The 14,814-nt window shown below is 69.5% G+C and carries 13 protein-coding genes; 3 read left to right on the forward strand and 10 right to left on the reverse strand.

Annotated features, from left to right (window positions below):
- Positions 1-62 precede the first annotated feature (62 nt).
- The 6 genes from ACQ4LY_RS11675 to ACQ4LY_RS11700 form a co-directional block, all read right to left on the reverse strand.
- Positions 63-1,220, reverse strand: a complete 1,158-nt coding sequence (locus ACQ4LY_RS11675) for a mannitol-1-phosphate 5-dehydrogenase (RefSeq protein ID WP_431071661.1) — start codon at positions 1,218-1,220, stop codon at positions 63-65.
- A complete protein-coding gene (locus ACQ4LY_RS11680) occupies positions 1,220-1,651 on the reverse strand; it encodes a PTS sugar transporter subunit IIA (protein ID WP_431071664.1) in 432 nt (143 codons plus the stop codon). Before ACQ4LY_RS11680 ends, ACQ4LY_RS11675 begins: the two co-directional genes overlap by 1 nt.
- Before the next feature lie 84 nt (positions 1,652-1,735).
- Entirely contained in the window at positions 1,736-3,367 is a 1,632-nt protein-coding gene (locus tag ACQ4LY_RS11685; protein WP_431071667.1) for a PTS mannitol transporter subunit IICB, read from the reverse strand.
- On the reverse strand, positions 3,364-4,989 hold the full coding sequence (gene ptsP, locus ACQ4LY_RS11690) for a phosphoenolpyruvate--protein phosphotransferase (protein WP_431075677.1): 1,626 nt from the start codon (positions 4,987-4,989) through the stop codon (positions 3,364-3,366). Before ptsP ends, ACQ4LY_RS11685 begins: the two co-directional genes overlap by 4 nt.
- A 56-nt stretch (positions 4,990-5,045) precedes the next feature.
- On the reverse strand, positions 5,046-5,327 hold the full coding sequence (locus tag ACQ4LY_RS11695; RefSeq protein ID WP_311245848.1) for an HPr family phosphocarrier protein: 282 nt from the start codon (positions 5,325-5,327) through the stop codon (positions 5,046-5,048).
- A complete protein-coding gene (locus ACQ4LY_RS11700; RefSeq protein WP_431071670.1) occupies positions 5,324-5,641 on the reverse strand; it encodes a PTS sugar transporter subunit IIB in 318 nt (105 codons plus the stop codon). The genes ACQ4LY_RS11695 and ACQ4LY_RS11700 overlap by 4 nt, the downstream gene beginning before the upstream one ends.
- Positions 5,642-5,810: 169 nt before the next feature.
- Between ACQ4LY_RS11700 and ACQ4LY_RS11705 the strand changes: the two genes are divergently transcribed.
- On the forward strand, positions 5,811-7,733 hold the full coding sequence (locus ACQ4LY_RS11705; RefSeq protein WP_431071673.1) for a BglG family transcription antiterminator: 1,923 nt from the start codon (positions 5,811-5,813) through the stop codon (positions 7,731-7,733).
- Between the two features lie 21 nt (positions 7,734-7,754).
- Here ACQ4LY_RS11705 and ACQ4LY_RS11710 read toward each other — a convergent pair whose 3' ends face one another.
- From ACQ4LY_RS11710 to ACQ4LY_RS11720, 3 genes are read right to left on the reverse strand one after another with little or no spacing between them, the layout of a single operon-like run.
- The gene (locus ACQ4LY_RS11710; protein WP_431071676.1) at positions 7,755-8,024 is read right to left on the reverse strand and encodes an HPr family phosphocarrier protein; all 270 of its coding nucleotides are present in this window, start codon (positions 8,022-8,024) and stop codon (positions 7,755-7,757) included.
- A 5-nt stretch (positions 8,025-8,029) separates the two neighbouring features.
- Positions 8,030-9,700 carry a phospho-sugar mutase gene (locus tag ACQ4LY_RS11715; protein ID WP_431071679.1) on the reverse strand — a complete coding sequence of 557 codons (1,671 nt, stop codon included), beginning with the start codon at positions 9,698-9,700 and terminating at the stop codon, positions 8,030-8,032.
- Positions 9,697-10,530, reverse strand: a complete 834-nt coding sequence (locus ACQ4LY_RS11720) for a purine-nucleoside phosphorylase (RefSeq protein WP_431071682.1) — start codon at positions 10,528-10,530, stop codon at positions 9,697-9,699. Before ACQ4LY_RS11720 ends, ACQ4LY_RS11715 begins: the two co-directional genes overlap by 4 nt.
- Before the next feature lie 48 nt (positions 10,531-10,578).
- On the opposite strand from ACQ4LY_RS11720, the gene ACQ4LY_RS11725 reads away from it, so the two are divergent.
- A complete protein-coding gene (locus tag ACQ4LY_RS11725) occupies positions 10,579-12,033 on the forward strand; it encodes an NAD(P)H-quinone dehydrogenase (protein ID WP_431071685.1) in 1,455 nt (484 codons plus the stop codon).
- A 56-nt stretch (positions 12,034-12,089) separates the two neighbouring features.
- Positions 12,090-12,971, forward strand: coding sequence for a hypothetical protein (locus ACQ4LY_RS11730; protein ID WP_431071688.1), 882 nt, complete (start codon positions 12,090-12,092; stop codon positions 12,969-12,971).
- A gap of 56 nt (positions 12,972-13,027) precedes the next feature.
- Here ACQ4LY_RS11730 and ACQ4LY_RS11735 read toward each other — a convergent pair whose 3' ends face one another.
- On the reverse strand, positions 13,028-14,794 hold the full coding sequence (locus tag ACQ4LY_RS11735; RefSeq protein ID WP_431071691.1) for a biotin carboxylase N-terminal domain-containing protein: 1,767 nt from the start codon (positions 14,792-14,794) through the stop codon (positions 13,028-13,030).
- Positions 14,795-14,814: the final 20 nt, after the last annotated feature.

Below are 14,814 nucleotides of genomic sequence, written 5' to 3' on the forward strand. Positions count from 1 at the left end.
GACCGATCGTATCGGCAGGGGGCGCAGAGAGAGCGGTCGGTGGTCGGCCGCCGGCGGGAGCGTCAGGAGGCGTGGAGCGCCGTCTGGCGTGAGACGACCGCATCGCGGATCGCGGGGAACAGCGGATGCTCGGGGTCGAGGCCCGTCGCGCGCGAGGTGAACACGAGAGCGTCCTCCGTGCGCAGGAGCTCCTGCAGCTCGACCGCCTGTTCGTCGTCGGACTCCTCGAATTCGAGCGCGGCGGTGACGGCGCCGACCAGGGCGACCGTGGGCAGGCCGCGTTCGGCTGCCATGGCGGCGGGACCGATGAACCGCTCGTGTCGCGAGATCTTGCGCAGCGGCTGGCGTCCGACGCGCTGGACGGTGTCGACGAGAGCAGGATTGCGGAATCGCTCGAGGATCGTCGCGCGGTACTCGGCGAGGTCGGCGGGATCGAGCCCGTGCTCTGCCACCAGCACCGCAGAGGTCTCCTCGAGGGCCGCCGACACGCGAGCTGCGATGTCGGGGTCGGCGAGGGCATCCGAGATGCGTTCGATTCCGGCGCGGGCGCCGAAGTACGCCGTGGCCGCGTGGCCCGTGTTCACAGTGAACAGCTTGCGCTCGATGTACGGAGCCAGGTCGTCGACGAAGTGCGCACCGGGGATGTTCGGCAGCGTGGCGCCGAAGGCTCCGGATTCGATCGCCCACTCGAAGTACGGCTCGACCGTGACGTCGACGCCTCCGCCCACGGGCTGGCCAGGGACGATGCGGTCGACGGCCGTGTTCGCGAACACGGCGCGCGAGAGCAGCTCGGCGGCATCCGCTCCTGCCGCCTTCTCGACCTCGGCGCGCAGGGTGTCGGTCGCACCGATCGCGTTCTCGCAGGCCATGACCTGCAGAGGTGCGGCATCGGGGGAGCGGCGTCGAAGACCCTCGACGATCGTGGGGGCCACGAACCGCAGCACGGTCGGTCCGACAGCGGTGGTGGCGACGTCTGCGGTCGCGACCTCGTCGGCCACGGCATCCGGATCCGTCCTGCTGTTCACCGCGCGGAAGCCGGTCACCACGTGATCGGTGCCGCCAGGACCGGCCTCGTGCACGGTGTACGAGTCGACCGCGTTGATCGCATCGACCAGCGCGTCGGCGACGTCGGAAAAGACGACCTCATAGCCGCCTTCGTGCAGCAGCAGGCCGACGAAGCCGCGGCCGATGTTGCCAGCACCGAAGTGGACGGCCTTCATCACTCGTTCACCGCCGAGAGCAGCGCGTACAGCTCATCGGGGGTCTGCGCGGCGTTGAGCTTCGCGACGTCGTCCTCGTCGGAGAAGAGGATCGCGATCTGCGAGAGGATCTCGAGGTGCTCGTCGCCGCGGCCGGCGATGCCCACCACGAACGTCGCGGGCTCACCCGCCCAGTCCACGCCGCCGTCGTAGCGGACCACCGACAGGGCCGATCCGAGGATCGCGTCCTTCGTGTCGTTGGTGCCGTGCGGAATCGCCAGGCCGTTGCCCATGTACGTCGACACGGTCGCCTCGCGCTGACGCATCGCGTCGACGTAGGCGGGGGTGACGGCGCCGGCCGACACGAGGATGTCGGTCGCCTCCTGGAGGGCGGCCTCCTGGGTGCTGGATCCTGCGTGGATGCGGACCTGGCCGAGGGTGAGAACGCTCATGGTGATTCCTTCTTTCTGAGAATGTGGGGGCGGGGCGGATGCCGTGGCACCCGCCCCGCCCGGTCTGTCATGCGTCGGATTCTGTCACGCGTCGGAGTCGCGCTGCTCGCGCACCATCTCGACGACCTCTTCGTACTTCGGAGAGTTCATGAAGTTGTCGACCGACACGTGGATCGAGTTCGGCGACTGCGCCTTCGCACGGTCGGTCAGCTGCTGCTGCGTGATCACGAGGTCGGCGCTGCCGTCGAGGTTCGCGATCGCCTGGTTGGTGACCGTGACCCCGTCGATCTCGGCCTTCTTGAACTTGTTGCGCAGCACGCTCGCACCCATCGCGGAGGAGCCCATGCCGGCGTCGCAGGCGAACACGATGTTCGCGATACGCCGATCGGTGGCGACCCCCGTCCCGGCGGCTGCGGCGCCTGCGGCACCCGCACCGGATGAGGCGCGGAGCGCGTCCATCGCGGCGGAGGACTTGCCCTTGTTGGCCTCGGTCTGGGCGATCGCGTCGCCGAAGCTGTCGCCTTCGGCTGCGAGGTCGCGCTTGCGCGAAGCCCGCAGGATGACGCCGGTGATGAGGAAGGTGACGACCGCGGCGATGACCACCGAGAGGTAGACGACCAGCAGGTTGCCGACTCCGGGGCCGACAGCCGCGGCGGTGACGGCGATGATGCTGCCGGGCGCTGCCGGGAACGCCAGCCCGCCACCGAGCACCATGTTCGTCGTGACGCCGGCCGCGCCACCCGCGATCAGCGCGAGGATGGTGGTCGGCTTGCTCAGCGCGTACGGGAAGTAGATCTCGTGGATGCCACCGAAGAACTGGATGATGGCAGCTCCCGGCGCGGAGGCCTTCGCCGCTCCGACACCGAAGAAGGTGAACGCGAGCAGGAGGCCGAGACCCGGTCCGGGGTTCGCCTCGATGAGGAACAGGATCGACTTGCCGGTCTCCGCGGCCTGCTCGATGCCGAGTGGCGTGAACACGCCGTGGTTGATGGCGTTGTTCAGGAACAGCACCTTCGCGGGCTCGACGATGATCGACACGAGCGGGAGCAGGTTCAGCGAGACGAGCCAGTCGACCGCCCCACCCAGGACCGCGCTGATGCCGAGCATCACGGGACCGAAGGCGAAGAAGCCGAAGATCGCGAGGACCATGCCCAGGATGCCGGCCGAGAAGTTGTTCACGAGCATCTCGAAGCCGGGGCGGATCCTGCCGTCCCACAGCTTGTCCATCTGCTTGGTGATCCAGGCCGCGAGCGGGCCCATGATCATCGCGCCGAGGAACATCGGGATGTTCGTCCCGACGATGACACCCATGGTGGCGATCGTCGCCACGACGCCGCCGCGCTCGCCGTAGACCATGCGGCCGGCGGTGTTGGCGATCAGCAGGGGCAGCAGATACGTGACCATCGGGCCGACGAGGCCGACGTAGGCGAGGATGTTGCCGTCGGCGCCTTCGGCCACAGCCGTCATGGCACCCTGCCAGCCGACGACGGCCGAGTCGCCGCCGCCGCCGATGATCTCGGCGACCCCGGCCCAGTGCCAGCCGAACGGGCTGTCGGAGCCGAAGAAGCCGGCGGGGATGAAGAGCATGGTGATGAATCCCCACGCGATGAACGCGGCGATGTTGGGCATGATCATGCCCGAGAGGAACGTGCCGAAGCGCTGCACGCCCGTTCTGAGGCCGCCTGCCTTCGTGGCGGCCGGTGACGTCGTCGTCATGATGTCGTCTCTTTCTGGTGAGGGGGAAGGGTTGCTGTGGCATCGGCCACGGCGAGGCGGGCTCCGGCGGCGTCGTCGGCCGCCAGCGCCAGTTCGGCGAGGTTGCGGGCCTCGTCGAGGGTTCGGGTGGAGAGCATCTGACGCACGTCTGCGAGCGCCGACGGAGCCATCGAGAGGCTCGTCGCGCCGAGGCCGACAAGCACCACGGCGAGCATCGGGTCTGCAGCGGCCTCCCCGCAGATGCCGACGGGCTTGCCGAGGCGGGCACCGGCGGCACCGACCTCGCGCACGAGTCGGAGCACTGCGGGGTGCCAGGGGTCCTGGAATCCGGCGACGGAACCCAGCATGCGATCGGCGGCCATCGTGTACTGCGTGAGGTCGTTCGTGCCGATCGACGCGAAGTCCGCATGCGCGAGGATCCGGTCGGCGAGCAGCGCGCTCGACGGAATCTCGACCATGACGCCGGCGGTCTTGAGACCGTATTCGCGGGCGAGCGAGGTGAAGTACTGCGTCTCCTCGACGGTCGCGACCATGGGCGCCATGACCCACAGGTCGGCCGATGTCGCGGCATCGGCCTCGGCGAGAGCGGTCAGCTGCTCGCGAAGGATGTCCTCGCTCGCACGCAGGGCCCGAAGGCCACGCAGGCCCAGCGCCGGGTTCTCCTCGTGCGCGTCGTTGAGGAACGCCAGGGGCTTGTCGGCCCCGGCATCCAGCATCCGCACGACGACCTTCTTGCCGGGGAAGGCTGCGAGCAGCTCCCGGTACGACTCGCGCTGCTGCTCGACCGTCGGCGCCTGGGCCGACGAGAGGAACAGGAACTCGGTGCGGAACAGCCCGACGCCCTCGGCCCCGCGTTCGACGGCATCGGATGCGTCTGCAGGCTTCCCCAGATTCGCCAGCAGCGGGATCAGCGTGCCGTCGGCGAGGGCGCCGGGAGTCAATGGTGCGTCGTCCGCGGAGCGTCGGGCGGCGGCGCGCTGCTCGGCGCGCTCCTTCTCGTCGTCGGTCGGATCCAGCGTCACGAGTCCTGCGGCTGCATCGACGATCACGGACTGGCCGGTGGCGAGTGCGGATGCCGAGGCCGCGCCGACGATCGCGACGATGCCCTTCTCGCGGGCGAGGATCGCGGTGTGCGACGTGGGTCCGCCGTCGAAGGTGATGAGGGCGAGCACCTGGTCGAGGTTCAGCAGCGCCGTGTCTGCCGGAGCGAGATCACGGGCGACGAGGACGAACGGATGCCCGGGGTCGGGCACGCCGGGCGCATCCACGCCGCGCAGCCGTGCGAGCACCCGCTGGGCGATGTCGTCGAGGTCGGCCGCGCGCTCGCCGAGATAGCCGCCGACCGCTTCGAGGGTGGCGCGGAAGCCGGCGAAGGCATCGTGCACTGCCCACTCGGCGGTGGCACCGTCATCGATCCTCGCGTCGACCTCGTCCTGCAGCGTGGGGTCCTCGGCGATCATCGCCTGGGCCTCCAACACCTCCTGGGCCGAGCCTCCGGCCGTCTCGCCCCGGGCGGTCAGCTCCTGAGCCACCGCGGCGACGGCCTCACGCACCCTGGTGCGCTCGGCATCGATGCCCTGCGTGCTGGGCGTGTTCTCCGGAGCGGGAAGCGCCTCGGTCATCCGCACGACGACGCCCTGGGCGACGCCGAGACCGATTCCGACCCCTCGCAGTTCGCTCACGCGCCGGCGTCCTGATCATGGTCGGTCGTCAGCAGCTCCGTGAGCGTGTCGAGAACGCCCTCGGCGCTGTCGCCGTCCGCGGTGAGAGTGACGTAGTCGCCGTGCTCGATCGCGAGCGCGATGACACCGAGGATGCTGGCCGCGTTGACCGCCTTGCCGGAGTCCTTCGCGATGGTCACGGGGATGCCGGAGTCCTTGGCCGCCTGCGCGAACAGCTTCGCGGGGCGAGCGTGGAGTCCGTGGGATGAGCCGATGCGTACGGTGCGGGAGACGGTCATGATGTTCCTTTCGGGGTGTTCCTCGCGTCGGCGAGGATCGAGCGGGCGAGCGCGAGAGTGCGGGTGCCGTCGTGGTCGGCGAAGACGTCGTCCGGGAGGACGGCCACGGGCACGGCGACCGCACCGCGGATGGCATCGAGACGGTCGGCGAGATGAGGGCCGACCAGGACGATGTCGTGATCGCCGCCGGTGACGGAGTGCTCCATGCCGGCTGCCGCGTCCCAGTCGAGACCGGCGTCGGAGGCCGCTCTGCGCAGTCGCTGTGCGACGAATGTGCTCGACGCGCCGGCGCCGCACACCACGAGGATCTTCATCGATGCCCACTACCTTTCCTGAGAACAGTCTGGGAACTGGTGCGCACGCTCGCCAACAGGTTCCTTTCCGCCCCTGCGGAACATCGGTTTCGGAGCGGGGTTACGCGCTTACTGACATCATGGAAGTCACGTCAGGACAGTGCAGTCGGCACGGAAGAGGGGGAGGATCATGTCGCGACAGCGCCAGGACCAGCTCCTCTCGACCCTGCTCCGCCAGGGCGACTGGGCGACGGCAGCGAGCCTCGCCGATCAGCTCGGAGTCACCCCACGCAGCATCCGCTCGTATGTGGCGGCGCTGAACGCCCGGACAGGTGGCGCGGATGCCGTCGAGTCAGGGCCCGCGGGCTACCGGGCGGGCTCAGCGGCGCGCGATGCGCTGCGAACCCGGCAGGGTGGCGATTCCGCTCCCAGAGACCGGCTGCACGGCATCGTCCGCACCCTGCTCGACCTGCCTGGCGGCGTCGACGTGTTCGCGATGGCCGACGAGCTGCATGTCAGCGAGGCGACCCTCGAATCCGACCTCGCCCGGGTCCGCGGTCTGCTGGACGGCACCGAGCTGACCCTGGAGCGCGACCGCGAGATCGTGCGCCTGCGCGGCACCGAGGCGGCGCAGCGCCGTCTTCTCAGCAGGCTCGCACACGACGAGATGGATGCCGCGTCCTTCCACCCCGAGACCTTCCGCCGGGCCCTCGCCGGTACCGCCGTCGCCGCAGGCTCCGTCGCCCCGTTCAAGTCCGAGCTCGTGCGCGAACTCGGCGAGCTGGGCTACTACGTCAATGAGCTCGCGATCTCGGACGTCCTCCTCCACATCGCGATCGCCGCCGAGCGGGTCGCCGCCGGTCACGCGCTCGAGGCCGGCCCTGCCGGCGCGCGCGAGGAGATCCCGAGAGTCGGCGCGGTCATCGCCCGTCTCGCCCAGGAGCACTTCTCTGTGGCGCTCGGCGACGGCGACAGCGGCCACCTCGCCTCGCTCGTCCTCACCCGCATCGTCGCTCCGGGAGAGGATGCCGCCGGCGACGTGGCTCGCAGCGGTGTCGCCCCCGCGGTCGAGGCCGCGGTCCGCGCCGAGATCACGAGGGCTGCCGACGACTTCCAGGTCGATCTGGTCGACGAGACCTTCGTGCTGCGCCTCGCCCTGCACGTGCAGAACCTGCTGCGCCGTGCCGAAGAGAGCGCCCTCACCCGCAATCCCCTCACGCGATCGCTGAAGACCTCCTATCCGATGATCTTCGAGGTGGCGGTGTCGATCGCGAGCGGTCTGCACGACCGACTGGGGACGCCCATCCACGACGACGAGATCGCCTACATCGCGATGCACGTCGGCGGACGGCTCGAGCGCAGCCGCAAGGCCGAGTCGATCCTCACGGCGACCATCGTCTGCCCCGGCTACTACGAGCTCCATGAGCTGCTCCGCTCCAGCGTCGACCGTTCGCTGGGATCAGCGATCGAGGTCACCAGCGTCGTCACGAACGTCGACCCGGATTGGGCCTCCTTCGACACGGACCTGGTGCTCAGCACGATCGAGCCGGGTGCGACCGGTGACCGGTTCGTGCGCATCCAGCCTTTTCTCACCGATGCCGACGTCGACCGCATCCAGCAGGCTGCGGCACGGGTCAGGAGAGGGCGGCGTCTGACGCGCCTGCGCGCGGAACTCGCACGGTACTTCGTCGCGGATGCGTTCGTCTATCCGCTCCCTGACGAGGGCGAGGAAGCGATCATCCGCAGTCTCGGCGGGCTCCTCGTGAACGCGGGGCTCATCGGGGAGGACTACGTCGAGAACACGATCCTGCGAGAGCGGATGTCATCGACGGCGTTCACTGACGCCCTCGCCGTGCCCCATGCGTTGCAGATGACGGCGTCCAGGACCGCGATCGCGATCGGCGTCGCCGACGGGTCGGCGGCATGGGGCGAGGGCCGGGTGCAGGTGGTCGCCCTCGCCGCGTTCAGCGAGAGCGACCGAGCCGCGTTCCAGACCGTCTTCGAGCAGCTCGTCGAGGTGTTCAGCGAGCGCGACAGCGTGCAGCGCATCCTGCGTCGCGGCACCAGCTTCGAGGCTTTCCTCGACGAGCTCGTGGCAGTCATCGACGGCTGACCGCTCGGGCTCGGCTGAGGCTCAGGCCCAGTGCCCAGGGTCGAGCACGCCCGCCAGAGTGTCGAGCACGGCGTCGGCATCTGCCGACTCCGCCGTCTCGAGCACCACGGCGTCGCCGGGCGCGAGTGCGAGGTCCATCAGCGCGAGAACGCTGCTGAGGTCCACGACAGCGCCCGACGACGTACGCAGGGTCACCGCGTGCTGGTGCGCCTGCACGACGCGCACCAGCTCGGCGACGGGGCGCGCGTGCACCCCGTTGTGCGCGCTGATGACGACATGTCTTCTCGGCATGCGGCCTACGAGCGTTCTTCCAGGAGGTTCCGCACAGCGGCCTCGAGCTCGCCGACGATCTCGGCGGCGCGTGCGGCCGACTCGGCCTTCGCGTCGATGTAGACCTTGAGCTTGGGCTCGGTGCCGCTGGGGCGGACGATGATCCGTGATCCGTCGGTGAGGCGGTATCGCAGAACGTCTCCGGACGGCTGTCCGGGTCCCGCCTGCAGCAGATCCTCCGCGGAGGCGATGGTGTGGCCACCGAACTGCGACGGCGGCAGTGTGCGCAGCGACAGCATCACTGCGCCGATCACCGAGAGGTCGTCGACGCGCACCGACACCTGACCGCTGGCGAAGTGGCCGTAGGCGTCACCGAGCTCCGTCAGGAGATCGGCCAGCGACTTGCCTCGCTCGTGCGCTTCAGCCGCGAGACCGAGGATCGCCACTGCGGCCGAGATGCCGTCCTTGTCGCGGACGGTCTCGGGGTTCACGAGGTAACCGAGGGCCTCCTCGAATCCGAACACGATGCCGGGGGCTCGCGAGATCCACTTGAAGCCCGTGAGCGTCTCGCGGAAGTCGAGTCCGTGATGTGCGGCGACCGCGCCGAGACCGGGGGAGGAGACGAGCGAGCAGGCCAGGGATGCGCCAGGCGTGCCCGCAGCCGCCTTCGCCGCGCGGGCGCCGAGCAGGAGGCCCACCTCGTTGCCCGTGAGGCGACGCCAGCCGTTCTCGGACGACGCATCGGGGATCGCGACGGCCAGACGGTCGGCGTCCGGGTCGTTCGCCAGGATGAAGTCCGCCTGCACCCGGCGGGCGCGGGCGAACGACAGATCCATCGCCCCAGGCTCCTCCGGGTTCGGGAACGACACGGTGCGGAACGTGGCGTCGGGCTTCAGCTGCTCCCCGACGACCATCGGCTGCGGGTAGCCGGCGGCGGCGACGATCTTCGACAGGGTCTCCCATCCGACTCCGTGCATGGCGGTGTACACCCATCGGATGTCGGATGCGGATGCGGGAGCGGGTGCCACAGCGGCGGTCGCGGCGACATAGGCGTCGACCACGTCCTCACCCGCCGTCTCGTAGACGGTCGACCGGGGGAGAGCGCTGGCGTCATCCGCGTCGGCGATCCGCTGGATGTGCGCGGCGATCTCGGCATCCGCCGGTGCGACGATCTGCGAGCCCTGATCCGCGCCGCCCAGGTACACCTTGTAGCCGTTGTCGTTCGGGGGATTGTGCGATGCCGTCACCATGACCCCGGCGTCCGCACCCAGATGTCGCACTGCGAAGGCGAGCACCGGGGTGGGCAGAAGGCGCGGGAGGAGGATGGCGCGCAGTCCTGCACCGGCGAAGAGCTCAGCCGAGTCGGTGGCGAACACCCGCGAGTTGCGACGCCCGTCGTAGCCGATGATCACGGTCGGGGTGCCGCCGTGCGCCCGCTCGCGCAGGTACGAGGCGAACCCGGCCGCCGCCTGGGCGACGAGCACGCGATTCATGCGGTTGCTTCCGGCTCCGAGAGCGCCGCGAAGCCCGGCGGTCCCGAACGCGAGGCGCGTGCTGAAGCGATCGTCGAGATCGGCGATCGCTGCGTCGTCGCCGTCCGCCGCGCGGGTGATCACCGCGGCGAGCTCGTCGCGGGTCTCGTGGTCGGGGTCCTGCCTCATCCAGGCGCGAGCCTGCGCGAGGCGCTCCTCGCTCACAGCGCCTCGACCACTCGGGCCAGCAGAGCCGAGATCACAGGCTCCGCCTCGCGGCCCGCCTCGATGACCTCGGCATGGCTGAGGGGCGTCTTCTGGATGCCGGCGGCGAGGTTCGTGATGAGCGAGAAGCCGAGGATCTCCATGCCGGCCTCGCGGGCGGCGATCGCCTCGAGCGCGGTCGACATGCCGACGATGTCGCCCCCGATGTGCTTCGCCATCTGCACCTCGGCCGGCGTCTCGTAGTGGGGGCCACGGAACTGCGTGTACACGCCCTCGTCGAGCGTGGGGTCGACGCTGCGAGCGATCTCACGCAGACGCTTCGCGTAGAGATCGGTCAGGTCGATGAAGGTCGCGCCCTCGAGCGGGGAGTCGGCTGTGAGGTTGATGTGGTCGCTGATCAGCACGGGCTGTCCGGGCGTCCAGGTCTCGCGGACGCCGCCGGCGCCGTTGGTGAGGACCATGATCCGAGCGCCCGTGGCCGCGGCGGTGCGGACCGAGTGCACGACACGGCGGACGCCGTGGCTCTCGTAGTAGTGGGTCCGGGCGCCGATGACGAGCACGTTCTTGCCATCGGGGGTGCGGATGCTGCGGAGGGTCCCCACGTGGCCCTCGAGGGCGGGCTTCGAGAAGCCGGTGACTTCGGTGGCGGGGACGGTCGCGATGGTCTCGCCGATGATGTCGGCGGCCTTGCCCCAGCCGCTGCCGAGGGTGAGGGCGATGTCGTGCTTCTCGACTCCGGTCAGGCGCGCGATGTCGGCGGCTGCGTCGGCTGCGACCTCGAACGGGTTCGCATTCGGGTCGTCGAGGGGGTTGCTGTGTGTTTCAGACATGGATCCACTCTAGGAAGGTGCAGGCTCCGGGGCCAGGATTGCGGAAGAATGGAGATCATGTCTTCCACCCCTTTTGAGCGCACTCAGCGCGTCGCCGTCCTCGGTGGCGGTCCCGGCGGTTACGAAGCGGCACTCGCAGCCGCTCAGCTCGGAGCCGAGGTGACCCTGGTCGAGCGCGTCGGCGTGGGTGGTGCTGCAGTGCTCACCGACGTCGTCCCCTCGAAGAGCCTGATCGCCACGGCGGACGCCGCGGTCGCGATCTCGGAGGCCTCGGACCTCGGTGTGCAGTTCTACGCCAAGGGCGAGCACGGCAAGCCGCTCAAGCCCGAGATCGCGATCAATCTCGCCGCGGTGAACAAGCGCCTCATCGCCCTCGCCGGGCAGCAGTCCGAGGACATGCGCACCACTCTGCTCGAAGCAGGTGTGCGCATCCTCTCGGGCCACGGCCGGCTCGAGGGGCCGAACGCGATCATCGTGTCGACGGGGCAGAAGGGCACCGACTTCGACCGCATCGAGGCCGACACGATCATCGTCGCCGTGGGTGCCTCGCCGCGGGAGCTGGATTCGGCGAAGCCAGACGGCAAGCGGATCCTCACCTGGACGCAGCTGTACGACATGAAGGCGCTTCCCGAGCACCTCATCGTCGTCGGCTCCGGTGTGACCGGTGCCGAGTTCGCCTCGGCCTACATGAACCTCGGAGCCAAGGTGACGCTCGTCTCCAGCCGCGACCAGGTGCTGCCGGGCGAGGACCAGGATGCCGCGCGAGTGCTCGAGAAGGTCTTCAAGCGCGGCGGCATGACGGTGCTCTCCAAAGCTCGAGCCGAGAAGGTCGAGGTCACGAAGGACGGCGTGACGGCGACGCTCTCCGACGGTCGCACGGTCGACGGCAGCCACTGCCTGATGGCCGTCGGCTCGATCCCCAACACCGCGGGCATCGGCCTCGAGGAGGCGGGAGTCGAACTCGACGACACCGGACACGTCCGCGTCAACCGCGTGGCTCGCACGTCGGTGCCGAACGTCTACGCCGTCGGCGACTGCACGAACTTCTTCCCGCTGGCATCCGTCGCGTCGATGCAGGGCCGCACGGCCGTGTTCCACGCACTGGGCGACATCGTGATCCCGCTCGAGCTCATCAAGATCACCTCGAACATCTTCACGGCTCCCGAGATCGCGACGGTCGGCTACTCCGAGAAGGACGTCGAAGACGGTGTCGCGGACGGGCTGGTCTTCAAACTGCCGCTGGCCGCGAACCCGCGCGCCAAGATGATGGGCATCAAGGACGGCTTCGTCAAGCTGATCGCCCGCAAGGGCTCAGGCACGGTCATCGGCGGCGTGATCGTCGCGCCGAAGGCCTCCGAGCTGATCTACCCGATCGCGGTCGCCGTCGAGCGGCGTCTGACGGTCGACCAGGTCTCGCGAGTGTTCGCGGCGTATCCCTCGCTGTCGAGCAGCATCACCGATGCGAGTCGGGCGATGCACCTCGTCAATGCGAACATCTCGTAGGTGTCGGTGTCGTCCGCCGATCCTGTCCCGGGGATCGTCTTCGTCGTAGGGGAGCCGTGACGGACCCGTTCGCATCGCCACGGTTGCAGGGGTGGCCGGCGAAGTGGGGCGAACGTCGTCCCCGACGCAACCCCGGCATGCTCTGGCTCGGAGTCGTCCTCTTCGCCGCCGCGGTCGCCATGATCGGATTCTCGAGTGGTGCCGCCGGCCCGCTGTGGTCGGGGGCGTTCGTCGCGCTGTTCGGTCTCACGGCCCTCGCGGTGGCTGCCCGCAGGCCTTTCGCCGAAGGGCGCGCGCGTCTGGTCGACGCGGCGACGCTCACGCGCGGGCGGATGGGAAGCCCTGATGCACGCGTGCACTTCGTGCCGGAGCGGCGCCCGGGCGTCGTCATCCTGACGCTGTGTGTCGTGTGGGCCATCGTGCTCACGGCTGCGACGATCGTGGCGGTCGGGATCGGGCTGACCGGCCGATCGGAGGCCTTCCTCGGAGTGGCGGTGCTCGCGGCGACCGCCGGGCTGTTCGTCTACACGGCCGTGCGCGCGGCCATCACGCAATACCGCTCGGATTCCTTCGGCCGTCGACCGATGGGGCTGGGCATCGGCCACGACGGGGTGCTCCTGATGCGTGCCACCGAGGCACTGTACATGCCGTGGAGCGCGATCCTCCGGGTGGAGCCGGACCTGACCGAGCCGCGACGCGGCATGGACGAGCTTCCGCTCATCAGACTCCGCGTGGACCCGAGTCGCGTGACCGCATCCGACGGGATGCGTGTTCCCGCCACGGTCACCGTGGCCCCGGCGATGTTGAAGACGCACCCGCAGGTCGTCTGGTCCGCGCTGCGGGAGTTCCACGATTCGCCTGCAGCACGCGCCGCCCTCGGCACATCGACAGGACAGCGACTGTTCGACGAGTGGTGCGCGTCTGCCCCTGCGGACTGAAGGAATCACGAAGGCCCCCGCCTCGAGGCGGGGGCCTTCGTCATGACTCTCTGCGGTCAGCTGATCGTGAGCAGCTGGTGGCCGGCGGCGACGGTGGCACCGGCGGTGGCGGCGATGTTGCCGACCGTGCCGTCCTTGTGCGCCTGCAGCGGCTGCTCCATCTTCATGGCCTCGAGGACGACGACGAGGTCGCCCTTGACGACCTGCTGCCCCTCTTCGACGGCGACCTTGACGACTGTGGCCTGCATGGGCGACTTCACGCCGTCACCGGATGCGCCTGCGCTGACCGAAGTGGCGTGGCTGCGACGAGACGGCGGCACTGCGGCCGGTCGTCCCGCGGTTCCTGCGGCGACCGCGACGCGGTCGGGCAGGCTGACCTCGAGCCTCTTGCCGGCGACCTCTACGACCACGGTGTGGCGGTTCTCGGCGGCGGCCGGAGACTCGAGCTCGCCGTCCCACGCGGGGATGTCGTTCTCGAACTCGGTCTCGATCCAGCGGGTGAAGATGCCGAACTCGCCGTTCTCTGCTGTGAAGGCGGGGTCGCGGACGACCTTGCGGTGGAACGGGATCACGGTCGGGAGGCCGGCGACCTCGAACTCGTCGAGGGCGCGGCGCGAGCGCTCGAGCGCCTCGGCGCGGTCCTTGCCCGTGACGATGATCTTCGCGAGCAGCGAGTCGAACGCTCCCGAGACCGAGTCGCCGGCGGTGACGCCGGAGTCTAGACGGATGCCGGGGCCGCCGAAGGTCTTGAAGACGTGGATCGGGCCCGGCTGGGGGAGGAAACCGCGACCGGGGTCCTCGCCGTTGATGCGGAACTCGATCGAGTGTCCGGTCGGCTTCGGGTCGTCGTAGTCGATGGTGCCGCCGGCGGCGATGCGGAACTGCTCGCGTACCAGGTCGATGCCGGTGACCTCTTCGGAGACGGGGTGCTCGACCTGCAGGCGGGTGTTGACCTCGAGGAACGATACGGTGCCGTCGGCGCCGATCAGGAACTCGCAGGTGCCTGCGCCGACGTAGCCGACCTCCTTGAGGATGGCCTTCGACGCCGAGTACAGCAGGTCGTTCTGCTCGTCCGTGAGGAACGGCGCAGGCGCCTCCTCGACGAGCTTCTGGTGACGGCGCTGCAGTGAGCAGTCGCGGGTCGAGATGACGACGACGTTGCCCTCGGCATCCGCCAGGCACTGCGTCTCGACGTGGCGGGGCTTGTCGAGATACTTCTCGACGAAGCACTCCCCGCGGCCGAAGGCCGTGACGGCCTCGCGGGTCGCGGATTCGAACAGCTCGGCGACCTCGTCGAGTTCGCGGGCGACTTTGAGGCCGCGTCCGCCGCCGCCGTACGCGGCCTTGATCGCGATCGGCAGGCCGAATTCCTTCGCGAAGGCGACGACCTCGTCGGCGCCGGCCACGGGGCCGGGGGTGCCCGGGGCGAGCGGGGCGCCCACCTTCTCGGCGACGTGACGGGCTGTCACCTTGTCTCCAAGCGCCTCGATGGCGTCGGGGGAGGGGCCGATCCACGTCATTCCCGCACCGATGACGGCACGCGCGAACTCGGCGTTCTCGGCAAGGAATCCGTACCCCGGGTGCACGGAGTCCGCGCCGGCACGGCGGGCGATCGAGAGGATCTTCTCGATCTGCAGGTAGGTCTCGGCGCTCGTCGCTCCGCCGAGGGCGTAGGCCTCGTCGGCGAGGCGTGTGTGCAGAGCGTCGCGATCCTGGTCGGCGTACACGGCGACGGAGGCGATCCCCGAGTCGCGAGCGGCACGGATGATGCGGACGGCGATCTCGCCGCGGTTGGCGATGAGCACCTTGGCGATATCAGGCATGGTTGCCAGCCTAGCGAGAA

It is taken from the genome of Microbacterium phyllosphaerae (assembly GCF_050628115.1).
Lineage (GTDB): Bacteria > Actinomycetota > Actinomycetes > Actinomycetales > Microbacteriaceae > Microbacterium > Microbacterium phyllosphaerae_A.

What these genes read in the sequence shown, in the direction of transcription:
- ACQ4LY_RS11675 (WP_431071661.1), bottom strand. Translation starts at nt 1,220, where the DNA reads ATGAAGGCCGTCCACTTCGGTGCTGGCAACATCGGCCGCGGCTTCGTC.
- ACQ4LY_RS11680 (WP_431071664.1), bottom strand. Translation starts at nt 1,651, where the DNA reads ATGAGCGTTCTCACCCTCGGCCAGGTCCGCATCCACGCAGGATCCAGC.
- ACQ4LY_RS11685 (WP_431071667.1), bottom strand. Translation starts at nt 3,367, where the DNA reads ATGACGACGACGTCACCGGCCGCCACGAAGGCAGGCGGCCTCAGAACG.
- ptsP (WP_431075677.1), bottom strand. Translation starts at nt 4,989, where the DNA reads ATGACCGAGGCGCTTCCCGCTCCGGAGAACACGCCCAGCACGCAGGGC.
- ACQ4LY_RS11695 (WP_311245848.1), bottom strand. Translation starts at nt 5,327, where the DNA reads ATGACCGTCTCCCGCACCGTACGCATCGGCTCATCCCACGGACTCCAC.
- ACQ4LY_RS11700 (WP_431071670.1), bottom strand. Translation starts at nt 5,641, where the DNA reads ATGAAGATCCTCGTGGTGTGCGGCGCCGGCGCGTCGAGCACATTCGTC.
- ACQ4LY_RS11705 (WP_431071673.1), top strand. Translation starts at nt 5,811, where the DNA reads ATGTCGCGACAGCGCCAGGACCAGCTCCTCTCGACCCTGCTCCGCCAG.
- ACQ4LY_RS11710 (WP_431071676.1), bottom strand. Translation starts at nt 8,024, where the DNA reads ATGCCGAGAAGACATGTCGTCATCAGCGCGCACAACGGGGTGCACGCG.
- ACQ4LY_RS11720 (WP_431071682.1), bottom strand. Translation starts at nt 10,530, where the DNA reads ATGTCTGAAACACACAGCAACCCCCTCGACGACCCGAATGCGAACCCG.
- ACQ4LY_RS11725 (WP_431071685.1), top strand. Translation starts at nt 10,579, where the DNA reads ATGGAGATCATGTCTTCCACCCCTTTTGAGCGCACTCAGCGCGTCGCC.
- ACQ4LY_RS11735 (WP_431071691.1), bottom strand. Translation starts at nt 14,794, where the DNA reads ATGCCTGATATCGCCAAGGTGCTCATCGCCAACCGCGGCGAGATCGCC.